The sequence below is a fragment of the Spirillospora sp. CA-108201 genome (assembly GCF_050936235.1).
GTDB lineage: Bacteria > Actinomycetota > Actinomycetes > Streptosporangiales > Streptosporangiaceae > Spirillospora.
The window spans coordinates 8,403,832-8,419,616 of sequence record NZ_JBNJNE010000001.1 but is presented as its reverse complement, the minus strand read 5'-3'; the positions used below and the strand labels follow the sequence as shown (position 1 = coordinate 8,419,616).

The 15,785-nt window shown below is 74.5% G+C and carries 11 protein-coding genes; 5 read left to right on the top strand and 6 right to left on the bottom strand.

The window, feature by feature from the left end; genetic code table 11:
* Positions 1-93 precede the first annotated feature (93 nt).
* From ACQEU6_RS40400 to pdxR, 4 genes are all read right to left on the bottom strand, one after another.
* Complete coding sequence (locus tag ACQEU6_RS40400; RefSeq protein ID WP_499338975.1) at positions 94-1,851, bottom strand: fatty acyl-AMP ligase; 1,758 nt, start codon at positions 1,849-1,851, stop codon at positions 94-96.
* Positions 1,848-2,816, bottom strand: a complete 969-nt coding sequence (locus tag ACQEU6_RS40395; RefSeq protein ID WP_499338974.1) for an acyl-CoA desaturase — start codon at positions 2,814-2,816, stop codon at positions 1,848-1,850. Before ACQEU6_RS40395 ends, ACQEU6_RS40400 begins: the two co-directional genes overlap by 4 nt.
* 66 nt (positions 2,817-2,882) lie before the next feature.
* A complete protein-coding gene (locus tag ACQEU6_RS40390) occupies positions 2,883-3,953 on the bottom strand; it encodes a lipase family protein (RefSeq protein WP_499338973.1) in 1,071 nt (356 codons plus the stop codon).
* A gap of 111 nt (positions 3,954-4,064) precedes the next feature.
* A complete protein-coding gene (gene pdxR / locus ACQEU6_RS40385; protein ID WP_499338972.1) occupies positions 4,065-5,474 on the bottom strand; it encodes a MocR-like pyridoxine biosynthesis transcription factor PdxR in 1,410 nt (469 codons plus the stop codon).
* Positions 5,475-5,521: 47 nt separating this feature from the next.
* On the opposite strand from pdxR, the gene ACQEU6_RS40380 reads away from it, so the two are divergent.
* The gene (locus ACQEU6_RS40380; protein WP_499338971.1) at positions 5,522-6,718 is read left to right on the top strand and encodes an MFS transporter; all 1,197 of its coding nucleotides are present in this window, start codon (positions 5,522-5,524) and stop codon (positions 6,716-6,718) included.
* Positions 6,719-7,219: 501 nt separating this feature from the next.
* On the top strand, positions 7,220-8,287 hold the full coding sequence (locus tag ACQEU6_RS40375; RefSeq protein WP_499334990.1) for an IS110 family RNA-guided transposase: 1,068 nt from the start codon (positions 7,220-7,222) through the stop codon (positions 8,285-8,287).
* Positions 8,288-8,304: 17 nt separating this feature from the next.
* On the opposite strand, the gene ACQEU6_RS40370 is transcribed toward ACQEU6_RS40375, so the two are convergent.
* The gene (locus ACQEU6_RS40370; RefSeq protein WP_499338970.1) at positions 8,305-11,280 is read right to left on the bottom strand and encodes an AfsR/SARP family transcriptional regulator; all 2,976 of its coding nucleotides are present in this window, start codon (positions 11,278-11,280) and stop codon (positions 8,305-8,307) included.
* Positions 11,281-11,359: 79 nt separating this feature from the next.
* Here ACQEU6_RS40370 and ACQEU6_RS40365 point away from each other — a divergent pair, with 79 nt between their 5' ends.
* Together ACQEU6_RS40365 and ACQEU6_RS40360 are read left to right on the top strand one after the other, a co-directional pair.
* The gene (locus tag ACQEU6_RS40365; RefSeq protein WP_499338969.1) at positions 11,360-12,223 is read left to right on the top strand and encodes an imine reductase family protein; all 864 of its coding nucleotides are present in this window, start codon (positions 11,360-11,362) and stop codon (positions 12,221-12,223) included.
* A gap of 76 nt (positions 12,224-12,299) precedes the next feature.
* Positions 12,300-13,988 (top strand): ExeM/NucH family extracellular endonuclease, encoded by a 1,689-nt coding sequence (locus tag ACQEU6_RS40360; RefSeq protein ID WP_499338968.1) that lies wholly within the window; start codon positions 12,300-12,302, stop codon positions 13,986-13,988.
* Positions 13,989-14,118: 130 nt separating this feature from the next.
* Here the strand turns inward: ACQEU6_RS40360 and ACQEU6_RS40355 are convergent, their stop codons facing one another.
* On the bottom strand, positions 14,119-15,327 hold the full coding sequence (locus ACQEU6_RS40355) for an RNA-guided endonuclease InsQ/TnpB family protein (protein ID WP_499338967.1): 1,209 nt from the start codon (positions 15,325-15,327) through the stop codon (positions 14,119-14,121).
* A gap of 130 nt (positions 15,328-15,457) precedes the next feature.
* Between ACQEU6_RS40355 and ACQEU6_RS40350 the strand changes: the two genes are divergently transcribed.
* Positions 15,458-15,766, top strand: coding sequence for a hypothetical protein (locus ACQEU6_RS40350; RefSeq protein ID WP_499338966.1), 309 nt, complete (start codon positions 15,458-15,460; stop codon positions 15,764-15,766).
* Positions 15,767-15,785 lie beyond the last annotated feature (19 nt).

The following is a 15,785-nucleotide window of genomic DNA, read 5'->3' as shown; positions in this document are numbered from 1 at the left end:
GCACGAGTCCCCGAACGGCGACCGGATTCATCGGCGAAGGCCGCACTGCGCGACGGCGCCGACGGGGGGACGCGTGACGCGCGCGGCCCCGGCTCACCCGGACCGGGGCGCCGCCTCCGCGACCGGCAGGCTCCCGTCGAGGTAGGCCAGCCGGCACGCCGAACGGGCGATCTTCCCGCTGCTGGTGCGCGGCAGGCCGCCGGGCTCGATCAGCACGAAGTCGTGCACGCGCAGGTCGTGCTGCTGCTTCACGGCCGCCCGCACCGCCCGCGCCGCCTCCGCCTGGTCGAGCAGCGCGATCGGCACCCGGCGGTTCCGCTCGGCGACGACGACCAGGCCCTCGGTGTCGCCGGTGTCGACGGCCACCGCGCAGGCGTACTCGCGGCGGATCGCCTTGTGCGCGCCGGAGACGGTGTACTCGATGTCCTGCGGGTAGTGGTTGCGCCCGTCCACGATGACCAGGTCCTTGATCCGGCCGGTGACGAACAGCTCCCCGCCGTGCACGACGCCGAGGTCCCCGGTGCGCAGCCACGGGGAGCGCGGCAGGTCGCCGGGGTCGGCGAGCTCCGCCTCGAACGTCTCCCGGGTGGCCTCGGGACGCCCCCAGTAGCCGGCCGCGACGTTCGGGCCGTGCACCCAGATCTCCCCGACGGCGCCGCCCGAGAGCCGCGCGCCGGTCCCGGGGTCGGCGATCACGGTGTGCTGGCCGTAGGACGTCCCGCAGGCGATCAGCCGGATCGCGCCGGGCGCGCCGGCGTCGCACGGTTCGGCGACGCCCCGGCGCAGGCCCTCGCGGTCGAACGCGACGCGGGTCGGCTCCCGGAACCGCGACGACGCCGACACGTACACGGTCGCCTCGGCCAGCCCGTTCGCGCACACCTGCGCCTCGGGCCGCAGCCCGCAGTCCTTGAACGCCTCGTGGAAGCCGGTGAGCGTGCTCTCCCGGATCGGCTCCGCGCCGTTCATGAAGACCTGCACGCCGCTCAGGTCGAGCTTCGCCTTCTCCTCCTCGGTGACCTGGGCGGTGAGGTACTCGTAGGCGAAGTTGGGGCCGCCGGTGAAGGCGTGGCTCTGCGCGCTGAGCAGCTCCAGCCAGCGGACGGGGCGCATCACGAACGCCACCGGATCCATGATCACGCCGGGGTTGCCGTACACCAGCGGGAGCGCGACGGTGGTGACCAGGCCCATGTCGTGGAAGACGGGCAGCCAGTTCACGCCGGACGACACGCGCGGGATGCCCTCGAACGTCCGCCACAGCTGCTCGGCGTTCGTCGCGAAGTTCCCGTGCGTGATGATCACGCCGGCGGGGGCGCGGGTCGAGCCGGAGGTGTACTGCAGGTAGGCGACGTCGCCGGGGTCGATCGGCTCGGGCGTCCAGTCGAGCGCCGCGTCCACCTCGTCCGCGACGACGACCGCGGCGGGCTCCCGGACGGAGTCGCCCGCGAGGAACGAGCGGACGTGCGGCAGCGCCGCGCTCGTGGTGATCACGACGTCGGGCTCGGCGTCCTGGTAGACGGCGAGGAGCCGGTCGCCGTGGCCCGGCAGGTCCGGGGAGAACAGCGGGACGCCGACGACGCGGGCGTACATGGCGCCGAGGAACGCGGTGACGTAGTGCAGGTCCTGCGGGGCGAGCAGCGCGACCCGCCGTCCGGGCCCGGTGGCCCGGCGGATGGCGGCGGCGATGCCGCGGGCGCGCCGGTCCAGCTCTCCCCAGGTGACGTCGGTGGCGACGCCGTCCGGGTCCGTCATGTAGTCCATGAAGGTGTAGGCGCGGTCGCCGGGGAAGTCCCTGGCGAACCGGGTGAGCCGCTCGATCAGCGGCGTGCGGTCGAGCGGGGGGAGGTCGGTCATGCTCGCTCTCCGGTGGCGGGGGCCGTCACGCGGCGGGCGGCGAGGCGCTCGTGGTCGGGCCAGCGGACGTCCCAGACCCAGCCGAGCCGCTCGAAGACCCAGATGACGCGGGCGCTGATGTCGATCTGCCCCCTGAGGACGCCGTGCCGCGCGCAGGTCGGGTCGGCGTGGTGCAGGTTGTGCCAGGACTCGCCGAACGACGGGATCGCCAGCCACCACACGTTGCGGGCCCGGTCGCGCGTCCTGAAGTCCTCCTTGCCGAAGACGTGGCAGATCGAGTTGATCGAGAACGTGATGTGGTCGCCGACGAAGACGCGCATCACCCCGGCCCAGAACACCGCGGTGACGGCGCCGTGCCACGACCAGGTGAGCAGCGCGCCGAGCCCCAGCGGCACGAGGAACGTCGACAGCACGATCACGGCGTACACGGGGTCGAGGGACAGGAACCGGATGTCCTCGTCCCTCAGCAGGTCGGGCGCGTACTTGCTGCGGGACGTGCGCTCCTTGCCGAACAGCCAGCCCATGTGCGCGTGGTAGAGGCCCTTGGTGAGCCCCCATACGCCGGGCCCGTACGCCCACGGCGAGTGAGGGTCGCCCTCCTGGTCGGCGTACTTGTGGTGCCGTCGGTGGTCGGCGACCCAGCGGACCACCGAGCCGTGCATGGCCTGCCCGCCGAGGATCGCGAGCGCGATCCGCAGCCACCGCTTGGCCTTGAAGCCGCCGTGCGTGAAGTGCCGGTGGTAGCCGACCGTGATCCCGATCGCGTTCAGCGGATACAGGAACGCGAAGATGGCCACGTCGGTCCAGCCGATCCCCCAGCCCCACAGGAAGGGGACGGCGCCCAGCAGCCCGATGACGGGCCCGGCCACGAACACCACGACCGCGACGCGCTCGGGGAACGGGACGGCGCCGGAGATGTCCGGCTGCGGGGTGCGGCTGCCGACGTCGGCGACGCCCGCTGTCATGTTCAGGACTCCCCTTCGGTCTTGTTTCCAGGTCGGTCTCGGATTCCGGGTGTGCCTCGAAACGGGTCAGCAGTTGCCCTGGGCGGGCTTGCCCTCGAAGCGGTCGCCGAGGAAGTTCGTCACGTCCCCGGCGGCTCCCAAGTCGGTGGACAGGTGCTCGGCCGGGTAGGTGTTGTTCCAGGTCGTGGTGATGCCGGCCCTGCAGTAGGCCTGGCGGGTGGCGTCCTCGGTCTCGTGCGGGATGATCTCCTCCAGCCAGCCGCGGTACTGGAAGACCGGGACGTCCTTGATCGCCTGCTTGCCCCGGTCGTTCATCAGCTCGTCGAAGGGCATCTCCGGATGGGCGGCGTGCAGGCCGACGAGCGCGTCGGCGAGGAAGCCCGCGAACAGGCCGCCGTCGAGCTGCTTCGCCGTCGGCTTCAGGTCGCCGGGCACGCCGCCCGCCGCCGCGCCGACGACCCTCAGCTCCGGCGCGTAGGACGAGGCGAGCTGCGCGCCCCACAGCGCGGCGGCGCCGCCCTCGGAGTAGCCGGAGATGCCGACCGCGCCGTCCGCGGCGAGGGTTCCGCCGGGGACGCGGCGCGACGCCCGGACGGCGTCGAGCAGCGCGTGCCCGGCGTTCGCGCCGACCATGTAGGTGTGGACCCGGCCGGCGAGGTACCCGGCGCCGTCGGTGGCGGCGACCGCGAAGCCCGCCTTGAGGAACAGCGTCAGGTTCGCGCCCTCGTACATGTCGACGTACTCGCCGGCGAGCTGCTTGGAGAAGGCGCACTGCGGACCGGAGCCGAGCGTGCCGGGGTTGAACGCGACGGTCGGGCGGGACCCGCCCTTCGTCCAGGCCGCGTCGGGGACGGCGACCGTCCCGGTCACCACGTTCCCGGCGCCCTTGGCGTCGGTCGAGACGTACCGGACCTTCCACGCCTTCATCGGGACGTCGCCGGGGATGTTCGCCAGCTTCGCCGGGCGGCAGGCGAGCAGGTCGCCCGGTCTTCCCGTGACCGCCGCGGGAGGCGCCGCGTAGATCTCCGCGTCGGTGGCGTCGCAGCCGGGGGACGCGGCGGCGGCCGGGGGCGCGGCGGCGGGCACGGCGAGGGCCGCGCCGAGCGCCGCGGCGGTGAGGAGGCTCCGAAAGCGCATTCTCGCTCCAGGGGTGGGCTGGAAACCGAATGCTGACGACTGTCCCCCACCCGGCGCGGCGCGCGGAATGAAGTCCTGTCACATGCCGGGGCGCCGCGATTAGCACTCAACTCAAGATCTGAGGAGGTCGGCCACCTCCCGGATCCCGTCCCGGACCGCGGTCTCGGTGAGGTCGCCGAAGCCGAGGACGAGCCGCGGCGGATCGGCCGCGCCGGACGCCCGGTAGGTGCTCATCCCGTACAGGCCGACCGAGCGCCTGCGCGCCTCGGCGACCACCCGGCGCTCGTCGGCGCCGCCGGGCAGGTGCGCGACGGCGTGGAAACCGGCGGCCAGGCCGGTCAGCCTCACGTCCGGCGCGTGCTCGGCGAGCGCCGCCACCAGCGCGGCGCGGCGCGCGGCGTAGACGGGCCGCATCCGGCGCAGGTGCCGCCCGTGGCGGCCGGACTCGACGAGCGCGGCGAGGGCGAGCTGGTCGAGGACGGGCGAGCCCCGGTCGGCGAGCCGCTTCTCCTCCGCCACCGCCCGGGTCAGCGCGGGCGGGCACAGGATCCAGCCGAGCCGCACGGCCGGGGCCAGCGACTTGCTGACCGTCCCGAGGGCGATGACGCGGCCGGGCGCGAGGCCCTGCACCGACCCGACGGGCTCCCGGTCGTAGCGGAACTCGGCGTCGTAGTCGTCCTCGACGACGACGCCGTCCCGCTCGCACGCCCAGTCGGCGAGGGCCCGGCGCCGCCCGGGGGCCAGCACGACGCCGGTCGGCCACTGGTGCGCCGGGGTGACGACGACCGCGCGGGCGCCGCTCGCGTCGAGCGCGTCCACGTCCAGCCCGAGGTCGTCCACCGGGACGGGCACCGCCTCGATCCCGGCGCGCTCCGCGGCGGCCATGGTCGCGCCGTCGCCGTAGCCGGGGTCCTCGAACGCCACGCGGCGCACGCCCCGGCGGGCCAGGACGTGCAGGACGATGCCGAGCCCCTGGGCGAAGCCGCCGCAGACGACGATGTCCTCGGCCTCGGCGGCGGCCGCGCGCACCCGCCGGAGATGACCGGCGAGGACGTCCCGCAGGACCTCGCTGCCGCGCGGGTCGCCGTAGCCGAGCGCCTCGTTCCGCACCGTCCGGGCGACCTCCCGCTGCGCCCACGACCAGTCGCCGCGCGGGAAGGACGCCAGGTCGGGCACGCCCGCGGCGAAGTCGACGCGGAGCCGGGACGCGTCCGGCCGCGCGGCGGGCGCCGGATCGCCGCCGGCGGCGCGGACGGGCGCCACGCGCGTGGCCGACCCCGTCCGCGTGCACAGGTACCCCTCGGCGGTGAGCTGGCCGTAGCACTCCTGGACGAGGCCGCGGGAGACGCCGAGCTGACGGGCCAACTCGCGCGACGACGGCAGCCGCTCCCCCGTCTTCAGCCGTCCGGTGCAGATCGCGTCGCGCAGCGCGGCCTCCAGCTGCGAGCGCAGCGTCCCGGTCGCGTCGCGGTCCAGGTCCAGCAGCAGCTCCGGCGGCGAACCGGCCCACTCGATTGCCATGAAATTGGACCATATAGCAGGCCGGATGCTCCCCTAGCGTCGTGCCCATGAGCGAGACACGGGAGACACTGCCGCACCCGACCTCCGTCCGGGCCGCGCGGCCGCCGCTGGTCGGGCGGCATCTGGCGCTGGTGTTCGCGGCCGCCTTCACCACGCTGACGGGGTTCTTCCTGCTGTTCTCGGTCGTGCCGATGTACGCGGTGGACGGCGGCGCGGGCGGTGTCGGGGCCGGCGTCACCACGGGCGCGCTGATGCTGACGACGGTCCTCGCCGAGCTCTCGCTGCCGCGGCTGCTCGACCGGTTCGGGCACCGGCGGGTGCTCGCGGCGGGGATCCTGCTGCTCGGCGCGCCCTCGCTCGCGCTGCCGTTCTCCTCGGCCATGGCGACGATCACCGCGGTGAGCCTGGTGCGCGGCCTCGGCTTCGCGGTGGCGGTGGTGGTGACGGGGGCGCTGGTCGCGGCGCTCGTCCCGGCGGAGCGGCGCGGCGAGGGGATCGGGCTGTTCGGGGTCGTGGCCGGGGTCCCGTCGCTGCTCGCGCTGCCGCTCGGGGTGTGGCTGGCGGGCGAGGTCGGCTACACGCCGGTGTTCGTCGCGGGCTCGGCGGCCTCGCTCGCCGCGCTGGCGGCGCTGCCCGGCCTGCCGCGCGAGACCACCGGCCCCGGCTCCCCGTCTCCGGCCCCCGGGCGTTCCTTCGGCATCGTCGCGGGACTGCGGTCGGCGGCGCTGGTGCGCCCGGCCGTCGCGTTCGCCTCGACCGCGATGGCGGCGGGCATCCTGGTCACGTTCCTGCCCGACGCCGTCCCCGCCGGGGTCGCGGCGGCGGCGCTGTTCGTCCAGCCGGCGGCCGCCACGCTCTCGCGCTGGTGGGCGGGACGGCTCGGGGACCGGCACGGCGCCGCGCGGCTCCTCCTGCCCGCCGTGGCCGTCTCCGCGTCGGGCATCGCGATGCTGTCCCTCGCGACGGGCACGGTCGCCGTCCTCGCCGCCATGGTGGTGTTCGGGGCGGGCTTCGGCGTCACGCAGAACGCGAGCATGGCCATGATGTTCGAGCGGGCGCCCGCGTCCGGCTACGGCACGGTCAGCGCGCTGTGGAACATCGGCTACGACGGCGGCATGGGGGTCGGCGGCGCCGCGTTCGGCCTCGCCGCCGCCGCGACCGGCTACCCGGCCGCCTTCGCGCTCACCGCCGCCGTGATGTTCCTGGCCCTCCCCCTCGCCTTCTCCCGCAGCTCCCATGTTTGAAGTCCCGGCCCGCTTCGCTCGCCTGGCGGCTGTGTTTCAAACAGTCCCGGCCCACTTCGCTCGCCTGGCGGCTCGCTACGCGACCGGGCCTGGGCGAACGCGGCATCGCTTCGCGATCTGCCCGGTTCCGCTCGCCTCCGGCTTCGCTCCACCGGCCAGGTCACGCGTTCGCGCGCGTGGCCGAGGCCGCTTCGAGACAGGCTGTGAGTCTTGTGCTGGCTGGTCTGGGATCGGCTGGCAAGGATGGTGTCGGCTGCTCCGACCTTGGACGTGACTCGAGACAGGCTCGGCCCCTTCCGGGGTGCTCTTCTAGAGATCTGTCCGTCCCGGGGCGGGGGCGGCCGACGCCGTCCTGGCCCACCTCGGTGACCTGATCAGAAGGCTGTCCGCCCGATGGGCGCGACTCATCACAGTGCTGCCCCGAAGTGACTCCTATCCAGACCGGCGCCGGCCGCCGGCGGCCGGACCGCTGTACCTGGGATAGGAAGGACCCGAGCCGCTGTGGCCATCGTCGCGCAAACTCACCCGTTCGTCATCGGCGTCGACACCCACGCCCGCAACCACGTCCTGGCGATCCTTGCCGCCACCGGTGAGGTCATCGACACCGGGCAGTTCCCGACCACGGCGGCGGGCATGGCCCGCGCCATCGCGTGGGCGGCCCGCCGCACCGGCGCGGACCTGGCCGCACTCTGGGTGATCGAGGGCGTGGCGTCCTACGGTGCCGGTCTGGCAGCCCTGGTCGAGCGGACCGGTTATCAGGTGGTCGAAGCGGCCCGGATGAACGCGCGCGCCAACCACGGGATCGGTAAGTCCGACCCGCTGGATGCTCAACGCATCGCCGCCGCCGTCCTCGCCCTGGACACCCGCGAGTTGCGCCGCCCGCGCCTGGCCGAGGGGGTGCGGGCCGCGCTGCGGGTCCTGGTCACCGCCCGCGACCACATGACGGCCGAACGCACCGCGACCCTCAACGCGCTGATCGCGCTCCTGCGCGTCGTCGACCTGGGTATCGATGCCCGCAAGCCAGTGACCGGCACACAGATCGCCACGGTGGCCCGCTGGCGTGCTCGGGATGAGGAACTGGGCGCTGCCACCGCCCGCACCGAGGCCATACGGCTGGCCAAACGCGTGCTCGAACTCGACGAACAGATCGCCGCCAACGGCGCCCGCATGACCCAGCTCGTCCAGGCCAGCCAGGCCGCACCATTGCTGAACAAGACCGGCATCGGGCCCGTGACCGCCGCCATCTGCCTGACCGCCTGGTCGCATCACGGCCGGGTGCGCTCCGAGGCCGCGTTCGCCGCCCTGGCCGGAGTGAACCCCATCCCCGCGTCCTCGGGAAACACCGTCCGCCACCGCCTCAACCGCGGCGGCGACAGGCGCCTGAACCGAGCCCTGCACATCGCCGTCCTCACCCGCATGACCCACGACCCGCAAACCCGCGCCTACGTCGAGCGACGCCGGGCCCAAGGCCGCACCACCAAAGAGATCCGCCGCTGCCTCAAACGCTACCTAGCCCGCCAGATCTACCGACTCCTCAACACCACCGACACAGCCATCAGCCGAGCTTGACGAACATAGAAGGATCTCTAGCCGAGCCGGGCGGCGATTCGGTCGACGTCGGTGCGCTCGGCCTCGGGCAGCGGCGCGCCGGCGGACGCCCGGGCCCGCGACGCGTCGGCCAGCGCCAGCGCGGCCTCCGCGCGGCGGCCGGCGAGGGAGAGCGCACCGGCCATGCCCTCCTGCGCGAGCGCGACCGCGCGGGGATGGCCGGTGGCGCGGGCCGCCGCCAGGCCCTCGGTGTGCAGGTCGAGCGCCCGATCGGCGTCGCCCCGCAGCTCGGCGATGAAGCCCAGCTCGGCCAGCAGGAAGGCGAGGCCGGGGGCGCCGTCGATGTCGCGGCACCAGCCGAGCCAGCGCCGCAGGATCTCCTCGGCCTCGGCCAGGCGGCCGCGCCTGCGCGCCGCGAGGGCGAGGCCGACCTCGGCGAAGTGCTCCATCCGGCGGTGCGACTCGCGCACGGCCAGCAGCCGGGCGCGCTCGTGCAGGTCGTCGGCGGCGTCGAGATCGCCTTCGAGCAGCGCGACCCGGCCGAGGCGGGCCAGCCGGCCGGACGCCTCCGCCCAGAGCCCGAGTTCCTCGGCGTCGCGCAGGCCGCGCTCGTGGAGGTCCCGCGCGCGGGCGTAGTCGCCGGTCACCTCCGCGAGCAGGCCCAGCGTCTCGGTGGCCTGGAGGCGGCCCCACCGGTCGCCCGCCGCGCCGAACAGCCGCAGGGCCCGCTCGCCGTCGCTCCGCGCCCGGACGAGGTCGGCGGCCGACAGCGCCTGCGCGGCCCGCACGGCGAGCGCCGCCGCCTCGCCCCACGCGTCGCCGTGGGCGCGGAACCCGTCGAGCGCGCGGGCCGTCAGCTCGTCGATCGGCTCCAGGTCGCCGAAGCCGCCCCGGACGAATCCGAGGAACCAGTGCGCCCACGGGCCGCCGTCGGCGGCGAGGGCCTCGCGGACGCGGACGTCGCGGTCCGCGGCGTCGCCGTCCAGCAGGGAGAATCCGGTGTGCCAGGTCCGCGCCCGCGCCGCGGACGGCCCGTTTCCAGCGCCCGGCACGGCGAGCGCCCGCTCGAACGCCCGGCGCGCCTCTCCCGCGCGGCCCCACAGGAACCACGCCCAGCCCATCGCGTCGACCAGGCGCAGCGCGAGTCCGGCGTCCCCGGCCCGGACGGCGCCGTCCAGGGCCGCCCGCAGGTTGCCGGTCTCCGCGCGCAGCCGCCGCAGGGCGTCGCGCTGCCCCGGGCCGCACAGGTCGGCGCGTTCGGCCAGGCCGACGTAGTACTCGGCGTGGCGGCGGCGCACCCGCTCGTCCTCGCCCGCCTCCCGGAGGCGCTCGGCGCAGTACGCGGCGACGGTTTCGAGCAGCCGGTACCGGGGCCCCTCCCCCGCCACGACCAGGGACCGGTCGACGAGGCCCGCGAGCGTCTCGACGTCGGCGCCGCAGACGGCCTCGGCCGCGTCGAGGGTGCAGCCGCCCGCGTGGACCGCCAGCCGGCGCAGCACCGCCCGCTCGCGCTCGTCCAGGGGCTCCCAGCTCCAGTCGATCAGGGCGCGGAGCGTGCGCTGCCGGGGCGGGGCGTCCCGGGCGCCGGACGACAGGAGCCGGAAGCGGTCCTCCAGCCGTTCGGCCAGGCCGGAGAGGCCGAGCGCCCGTATCCGCGTCGCGGCCAGTTCCAGGGCCAGCGGGACGCCGTCGAGCCGGTCGCAGACCGCCGCGATCGCCGCGGCGTCCCCCGGGCCGGGCGCCAGGCCCGCCCGCTCGGCGAGCAGCGCGGCGGCGGCCCCGGCGTCCAGCGGCGGGACGGTCCACAGCCGCTCCCCCGAGATCGCGAGCGGCTCCCGGCTCGTGGCGAGGATCCGCAGGTCCGCGACGTCGCGCAGCAGCGCCGCCGCCAGCCGCGCCACCGGTTCGGCCACGTGCTCGCAGTTGTCGAGGACCAGGAGCGTCCGCCCGCCCCGCAGCGCCTCGCCCAGCCGCGCGGCCGGTCCGCCGCCGGAGCCGGCGTCGTCGCGCAGCCCGAGCACCCCGGCGGCGAACGACGCCGCGTCGTCGGCGGACGCGCCCGCCTCCAGCCCCTCGTCGAGCCGCACGAGCCACACCGCGCCCGGACCGCGCAGGGCGCGCGCGACCGCCACCGCGAGCCGGGTCTTGCCGACCCCGCCGGTCCCGTGGAGCGTCACGAGGCGCGCCTCGCCCAGCAGCGCGGTCAGGTCCCGGACGGCCGCGTCCCGGCCGACGAGGGGCGCCACGTCGGCCGGCAGGTTGCCCCGGGGCCCGCCGGCCGCCGGATCGCCGCGGAGGATCGCCGCGTGCAGGGCCGCCAGGTCGGGCGAGGGGGCGAGGCCCAGGTCGTCGCGCAGGCGGACGCGCAGGTCGTCGTAGGCGGCGAGGGCCTCCGCGGGGCGCCCCGCGCGGTAGAGGGCCCGCATGTGGGCCGCGCGCAGCCGCTCCCGGAACGGGTGCTCGTCCACCGGTCCGCGCAGCTCGGCCGCCAGCGCCGCGTCGTCGCCCAGTTCCAGGCGGGCCTCGGCGCGCCCCTCCAGGGCCGCGAGGCGCAGTTCGTCCAGGCGGGCGATCTCCGGGGCGGCGAACGGCGCGTCGGCGAAGTCGGCGAACGCGGGGCCGCGCCAGAGTCGCAGCGCCTCGCCGAGCCGGGCCGCTCGGGCGGCCGGGCCGGGGTCGGAGCCCGCCCGCCCGGCGAGGTCCGCGAAGTCGAGGGCGTCGGTCCGCGCGGCCAGCCGGTAGCCGGGCGGGCGGGTCTCGACCAGGGCCCGGGCGCCCGGTTCGGCGTCCTCCAGCGTCCGGCGCAGCTGGGAGACGCGGGCCCGCAGCGTCGCGACCGGATCGGCGGGCAGCGCGTCGCCCCACAGGTCGTCGACGAGGCGGTCGGCGGGGACGACGCGTCCGGCGTGCGCGAGGAGGTCGGCCAGCAGCGCCCGGACCTTCCGGTCCGGGACCGGGACCGCACGGCCGTCCTCCGTCCGCACCTCCAGCGGACCGAGGACCCCGAAGCGCATGCCCCCACCGTAATGCGGCCCGAACCTTTCCCGAACCCGCCCGCCGCAGGCTGGGGCCCTACCGACGAAAGGGACCGACATGACGACGACTTCCGTGACCGTGCTCGGGCTGGGGCTCATGGGCGGCGCGCTCGCCGAGGCGCTGCTGGAGGACGGGCGGACGGTGACCGTCTGGAACCGCACCCGCGCCAAGGCCGGACCGCTGGTGGCCAAGGGCGCGGTGGAGGCGGAGAGCGCCGAGGCGGCGATCGCGGCGAGCCCGCTGGTGATCGTGTGCCTGTCCGTGTACGCCAACGCCGAGGAGCTCCTCGGCGGCGCGGCGGCCGGGCGCACGATCGTCCAGCTCACCAACGGGACGCCCCGGCAGGCCCGCGCCCTGGCCGGACGAGCCGCCGGGCTCGGCGCCCGGTACGTGGACGGCGGGATCATGGCCGTCCCTCCGATGATCGGACGGCCGGAGGCGCTGGTCCTCTACAGCGGCGACGAGGAGGCCTTCGCGGAGCACCGCGAGACGCTCGCCGTGCTGGGCCAGGCCAGGTTCCTCGGCGCCGACCCGGGTCTCGCGCCGCTGTTCGACCTGGCCCTGCTGGACGCCATGTACGGCATGTTCACCGGCTTCCAGCACGCCGTCGCGCTCGTCCGGTCGGAGAAGGTCGCGGCCACGGACTTCGAGCCGATGGCCACCGCGTGGCTGACCGCGATGCTGGGCTCACTTCCCGAGCAGGCCCGTGCCGTCGAGGCGGGCGACTTCGCGACCAGCGTCTCCAGCGTCGCGACCAGCCAGGTCGCGTTCCCCGGCCTGATCGAGACGAGCCGCGACCAGGGCGTGGACCCCGGGTACCTGCTCTCCCTGCGGACCCTGCTCGACCGCGCGGTCGAGGAAGGCCACGGCGACGACGGCCTCGCCCGCCTGATCACGCTGCTGGAGCGCCCCGCCCGGTAGCAGGGTCCGTTGCGAATTGGTGGAGTCTTCATTAACGGTTCGCTGGTCGGCCAGGGGCCGCGCCTACTCTCCCGGCATGCGCCGAACAGCAGCAGTACTCGCGACCGTCCTGACCGCCGGCCTCGCCGCCGGCGCGCAGACGGCCGCCGCGGCGGAGCCGTCCACCTGCGGCACTCCCGCCGACCACCAGATCGCCGAGGTCCAGGGCGGCGGCAGCGCGACCCCCCTCGCCGGGCAGACCGTCCGGGTGGAGGGGGTCGTGACCGCGGACTTCCAGCGCTCCGACCAGCTCAAGGGCTTCTTCGTCCAGGACCCGACGCCCGACGCGGATCCGCGGACCTCCGACGGGCTGTTCGTCTACTCGACCACCGAGGTCGCGGTCGGCGACCGGGTCCTGGTCACCGGCAAGGCCGTCGAGTACAACGGGCTCACCGAACTGTCGCCCGTCTCGGCCGTGGACGTGTGCGGCAAGGGGAAGGTGGCGCCCGCGGCCGTCCGGCTGCCGCTCAAGGGCGGCGCGGGGATGGAGCAGTACGAGGGCATGCTGCTGCGGTTCGGCCAGCGGCTCACCGCCACCGAGACCTACCAGCTCGGACGGTACGGGCAGGTCACCGTCTCCGCTGGCGGCCGCCTTTTCCAGCCGACCGACGGGCACGGCGCCACCCAGGCGGGCAACGACGCGCGGCGTCTTCTCGTCGACGACGGATCGAACGTGCAGAACCCGGCGACGATCCCGTACACCGACCCCCGCGTCCTGCGGATCGGGGACGCCACGACCGGGCTGACCGGCGTGCTCACCTACCAGTTCGGCGCCTACGCGTTGCAGCCGACCAGGCCCGCGCGGTTCGACAACGCGAACCCGGAGCCGAAACGGCCGCAAAGCGTGGGCGGTGACGTGCGCGTCGCCAGCTTCAACACGTTGAACTGGTTCACGACCTTGGACAAGCGCGGCGCGGACACGGCCGAGGAGCAGGAGCGGCAGCTCGCCAAGCTGACCGCCGCGCTGCGGGGCCTGGACGCCGACGTCGTCGGGCTGATGGAGGTCGAGAACAACGGCGACACCGCCGTCGGGGCGATCGTCGACCGGCTGAACCAGGCGGCGGGAGCCGGGACGTACGCGTGGGTGCGGCACCCGTACCCGGGGACGGACGAGATCCACGTGGCGCTCGTCTACCGCCCGTCGAAGGTCACTCCGGTCGGCGGCGCGCACGCGTCGCAGGACCCCGTGTTCGACCGCCCGCCGCTGGTGCAGACGTTCCGCCCGCGGGCGGGCGGGACGGCCTTCACCATGATCGTCAACCATCTCAAGTCGAAGGGCTGCGGCGACGCCACCGGCCCCGACCAGGACCAGGGCGACGGGCAGGGCTGCTACAACGCCCGCCGCGTGGCCCAGGCGAAGGCGGTCGCCGCGCTCGCGGTCGGCGTGCCGAACCCGCTCGTCGTCGGCGACCTCAACGCCTACACGGCCGAGGACCCGGTGAAGGCGCTCACGGAGGCGGGGCTCGTCGGGCAGACGCAGCGGTTCGTCCGCCCGAGCCAGAGGTACAGCTACGTGTTCGACGGGCAGTCGGGCGAGCTCGACCACGCGCTCGCGGGCCGGGCGCTGTCGCGGCGCGTGACGGGCGCGACGATCTGGCACGTCAACGGCGACGAGCCGGTGTTCCTCGACTACAACACCGAGTTCAACCCGCCCGCGTTCTACCGGCCGGACGCGTTCCGCTCCTCCGACCACGACCCCGTCCTCCTCGGCCTCGACCTGCGCTGAGGCACCGCCCGGGGCCGGCCGCCGGAAAAGGGGCGGCCGGCCCTCTCGCGCGCCCTGATCACCGAGCGTATGATCCAGGTCACATTCCTCATTCCTAGAGATGGGTGCGCTCTTGGCGTCATCCCCTGGCCTAGAGGCGGGGGATTTCAGCGGTCGCCCGCTGGGTTTCCTGCTTCGCCGACGACCGCCTCGTCCGGGAGGAATCCCGTTGAGGTCTTACACCGTCTCCACAGGCGGAAACCGCCAGCCCGGCGGCCAGGATGTTGCGCGCCGCGTTCACGTCGCGGTCATGCACACTGCCGCACTCGCACGTCCATTCGCGGACCCCCAGCGGCAGCTTGGCGCGGACCGCGCCACAGGCTCCGCACAGCTTGGTGGAGGGGAGCCAGCGGTCGATCACGACCAGTTCGCGCCCGTACCAGGCGCACTTGTACTCCAGCATGGAGCGCAGTTCCGCCCACGCCGCGTCCGAGATCGCACGGGCGAGCTTGCGGTTCTTCACGAGGTTGCGGACTGCAAGGTCTTCGATCACGACCGTTTGGTTCTCACGGACGAGACGGGTCGACAGCTTGTGCAGCAGGTCCCGGCGCCGGTCGGTGATCCGCGCGTGCACACGGGCCACCTTGCGGCGGGCCTTGTCCCGATTCGCCGAACCGGGGGCTTTGCGCGCCAGATTGCGCTGCGCCTTTGCCAGGCGCGCCCGGTCGCGCCGCTCGTACCGGGGGTTGGCGATCTTCTCCCCGGTGGACAAGGTCACCAGCGAAGTGATTCCGGCGTCCACTCCGACCGCCGCATCGGGGGCGGGGGCGGGGGCGATGGTGTCCTGGCACAGCAGGGACACGAACCAGCGGCCCGCACTGTCGCGCGACACCGTCACCGTGGACGGCTCCGCCCCCTCGGGCAGCAAACGCGACCAGCGGATGTCCAGAGGCGTGGTCATCCTGGCCGGCGTGAGGCGGCCGTCGCGCCAGGTGAAGGCGCTGCGGGTGTACTCGGACGACGCACGCGACCTCTTGCGCGACTTGAACCGCGGATAGGCGGCCCGCTTGGTGAAGAAGTTCGTGAACGCCGTCTGCAGATGCCGCAGCGCCTGCTGCAGCGGAACCGACGACACCTCGGCCAGGAACGCCAGATCCGCGGTTCTCTTCCATTGCGTCAGCAGCGCGGACGACTGCGCGTAGGAAATCCGGCGCCCCTCGCCGTACCAGGCCCGTGTGCGCTCCTCCAACGCCAGGTTGTACACCAGGCGGACGCAGCCGAACGTGCGCGACAACTCGGCCGCCTGCCCATCGGTGGGGTAGAAGCGGTACTTGAACGCCCGCCTGATCCGCCGCGCCATAGTCCACCTTCTAGCAGCTGCGATGGATATCAATCTGGCAGACGCCGAAATACCCCGCTTCCCCGCCCCGCTCTGCAAATGCCCCTTTCCTCCCCGGTTCGAAAGCCGGGGCATTAATGGAGGAACGCTCATGACCGAAGCCGTCTCCGGTGCCGTTCCCGCCTCGGCGCCCGCTCCCCGCCTCGCGTTCGGCATCGGCCCGGACGGGACCTACACCCGGTTCGGGCAGGTCGCCGCCTTCGTCCTCGGCCTCCTCACGACGTTCGCGTTCCTGCCGCTGGTCGTGGTCGGCGCCCTGCTGTACACGCGGGCCGAGACCCGGTTCGGGGAGGACCCCGCGCGGGCCCGCACGCTGGTGAACTGGTCGTGGCTCAGCATCACGGCCCCCGTCCTCATCGCGGTCGTCGCCGTCGTCGCCGTCGCCGCGCTGAAGGGCTAGCGGGAAGAGGACCGGCCGG

What these genes read in the sequence shown, in the direction of transcription:
- ACQEU6_RS40400 (WP_499338975.1), bottom strand. Translation starts at nt 1,851, where the DNA reads ATGACCGACCTCCCCCCGCTCGACCGCACGCCGCTGATCGAGCGGCTC.
- ACQEU6_RS40395 (WP_499338974.1), bottom strand. Translation starts at nt 2,816, where the DNA reads ATGACAGCGGGCGTCGCCGACGTCGGCAGCCGCACCCCGCAGCCGGAC.
- ACQEU6_RS40390 (WP_499338973.1), bottom strand. Translation starts at nt 3,953, where the DNA reads ATGCGCTTTCGGAGCCTCCTCACCGCCGCGGCGCTCGGCGCGGCCCTC.
- pdxR (WP_499338972.1), bottom strand. Translation starts at nt 5,474, where the DNA reads ATGGCAATCGAGTGGGCCGGTTCGCCGCCGGAGCTGCTGCTGGACCTG.
- ACQEU6_RS40380 (WP_499338971.1), top strand. Translation starts at nt 5,522, where the DNA reads ATGAGCGAGACACGGGAGACACTGCCGCACCCGACCTCCGTCCGGGCC.
- ACQEU6_RS40370 (WP_499338970.1), bottom strand. Translation starts at nt 11,280, where the DNA reads ATGCGCTTCGGGGTCCTCGGTCCGCTGGAGGTGCGGACGGAGGACGGC.
- ACQEU6_RS40365 (WP_499338969.1), top strand. Translation starts at nt 11,360, where the DNA reads ATGACGACGACTTCCGTGACCGTGCTCGGGCTGGGGCTCATGGGCGGC.
- ACQEU6_RS40360 (WP_499338968.1), top strand. Translation starts at nt 12,300, where the DNA reads ATGCGCCGAACAGCAGCAGTACTCGCGACCGTCCTGACCGCCGGCCTC.
- ACQEU6_RS40355 (WP_499338967.1), bottom strand. Translation starts at nt 15,327, where the DNA reads ATGGCGCGGCGGATCAGGCGGGCGTTCAAGTACCGCTTCTACCCCACC.
- ACQEU6_RS40350 (WP_499338966.1), top strand. Translation starts at nt 15,458, where the DNA reads ATGACCGAAGCCGTCTCCGGTGCCGTTCCCGCCTCGGCGCCCGCTCCC.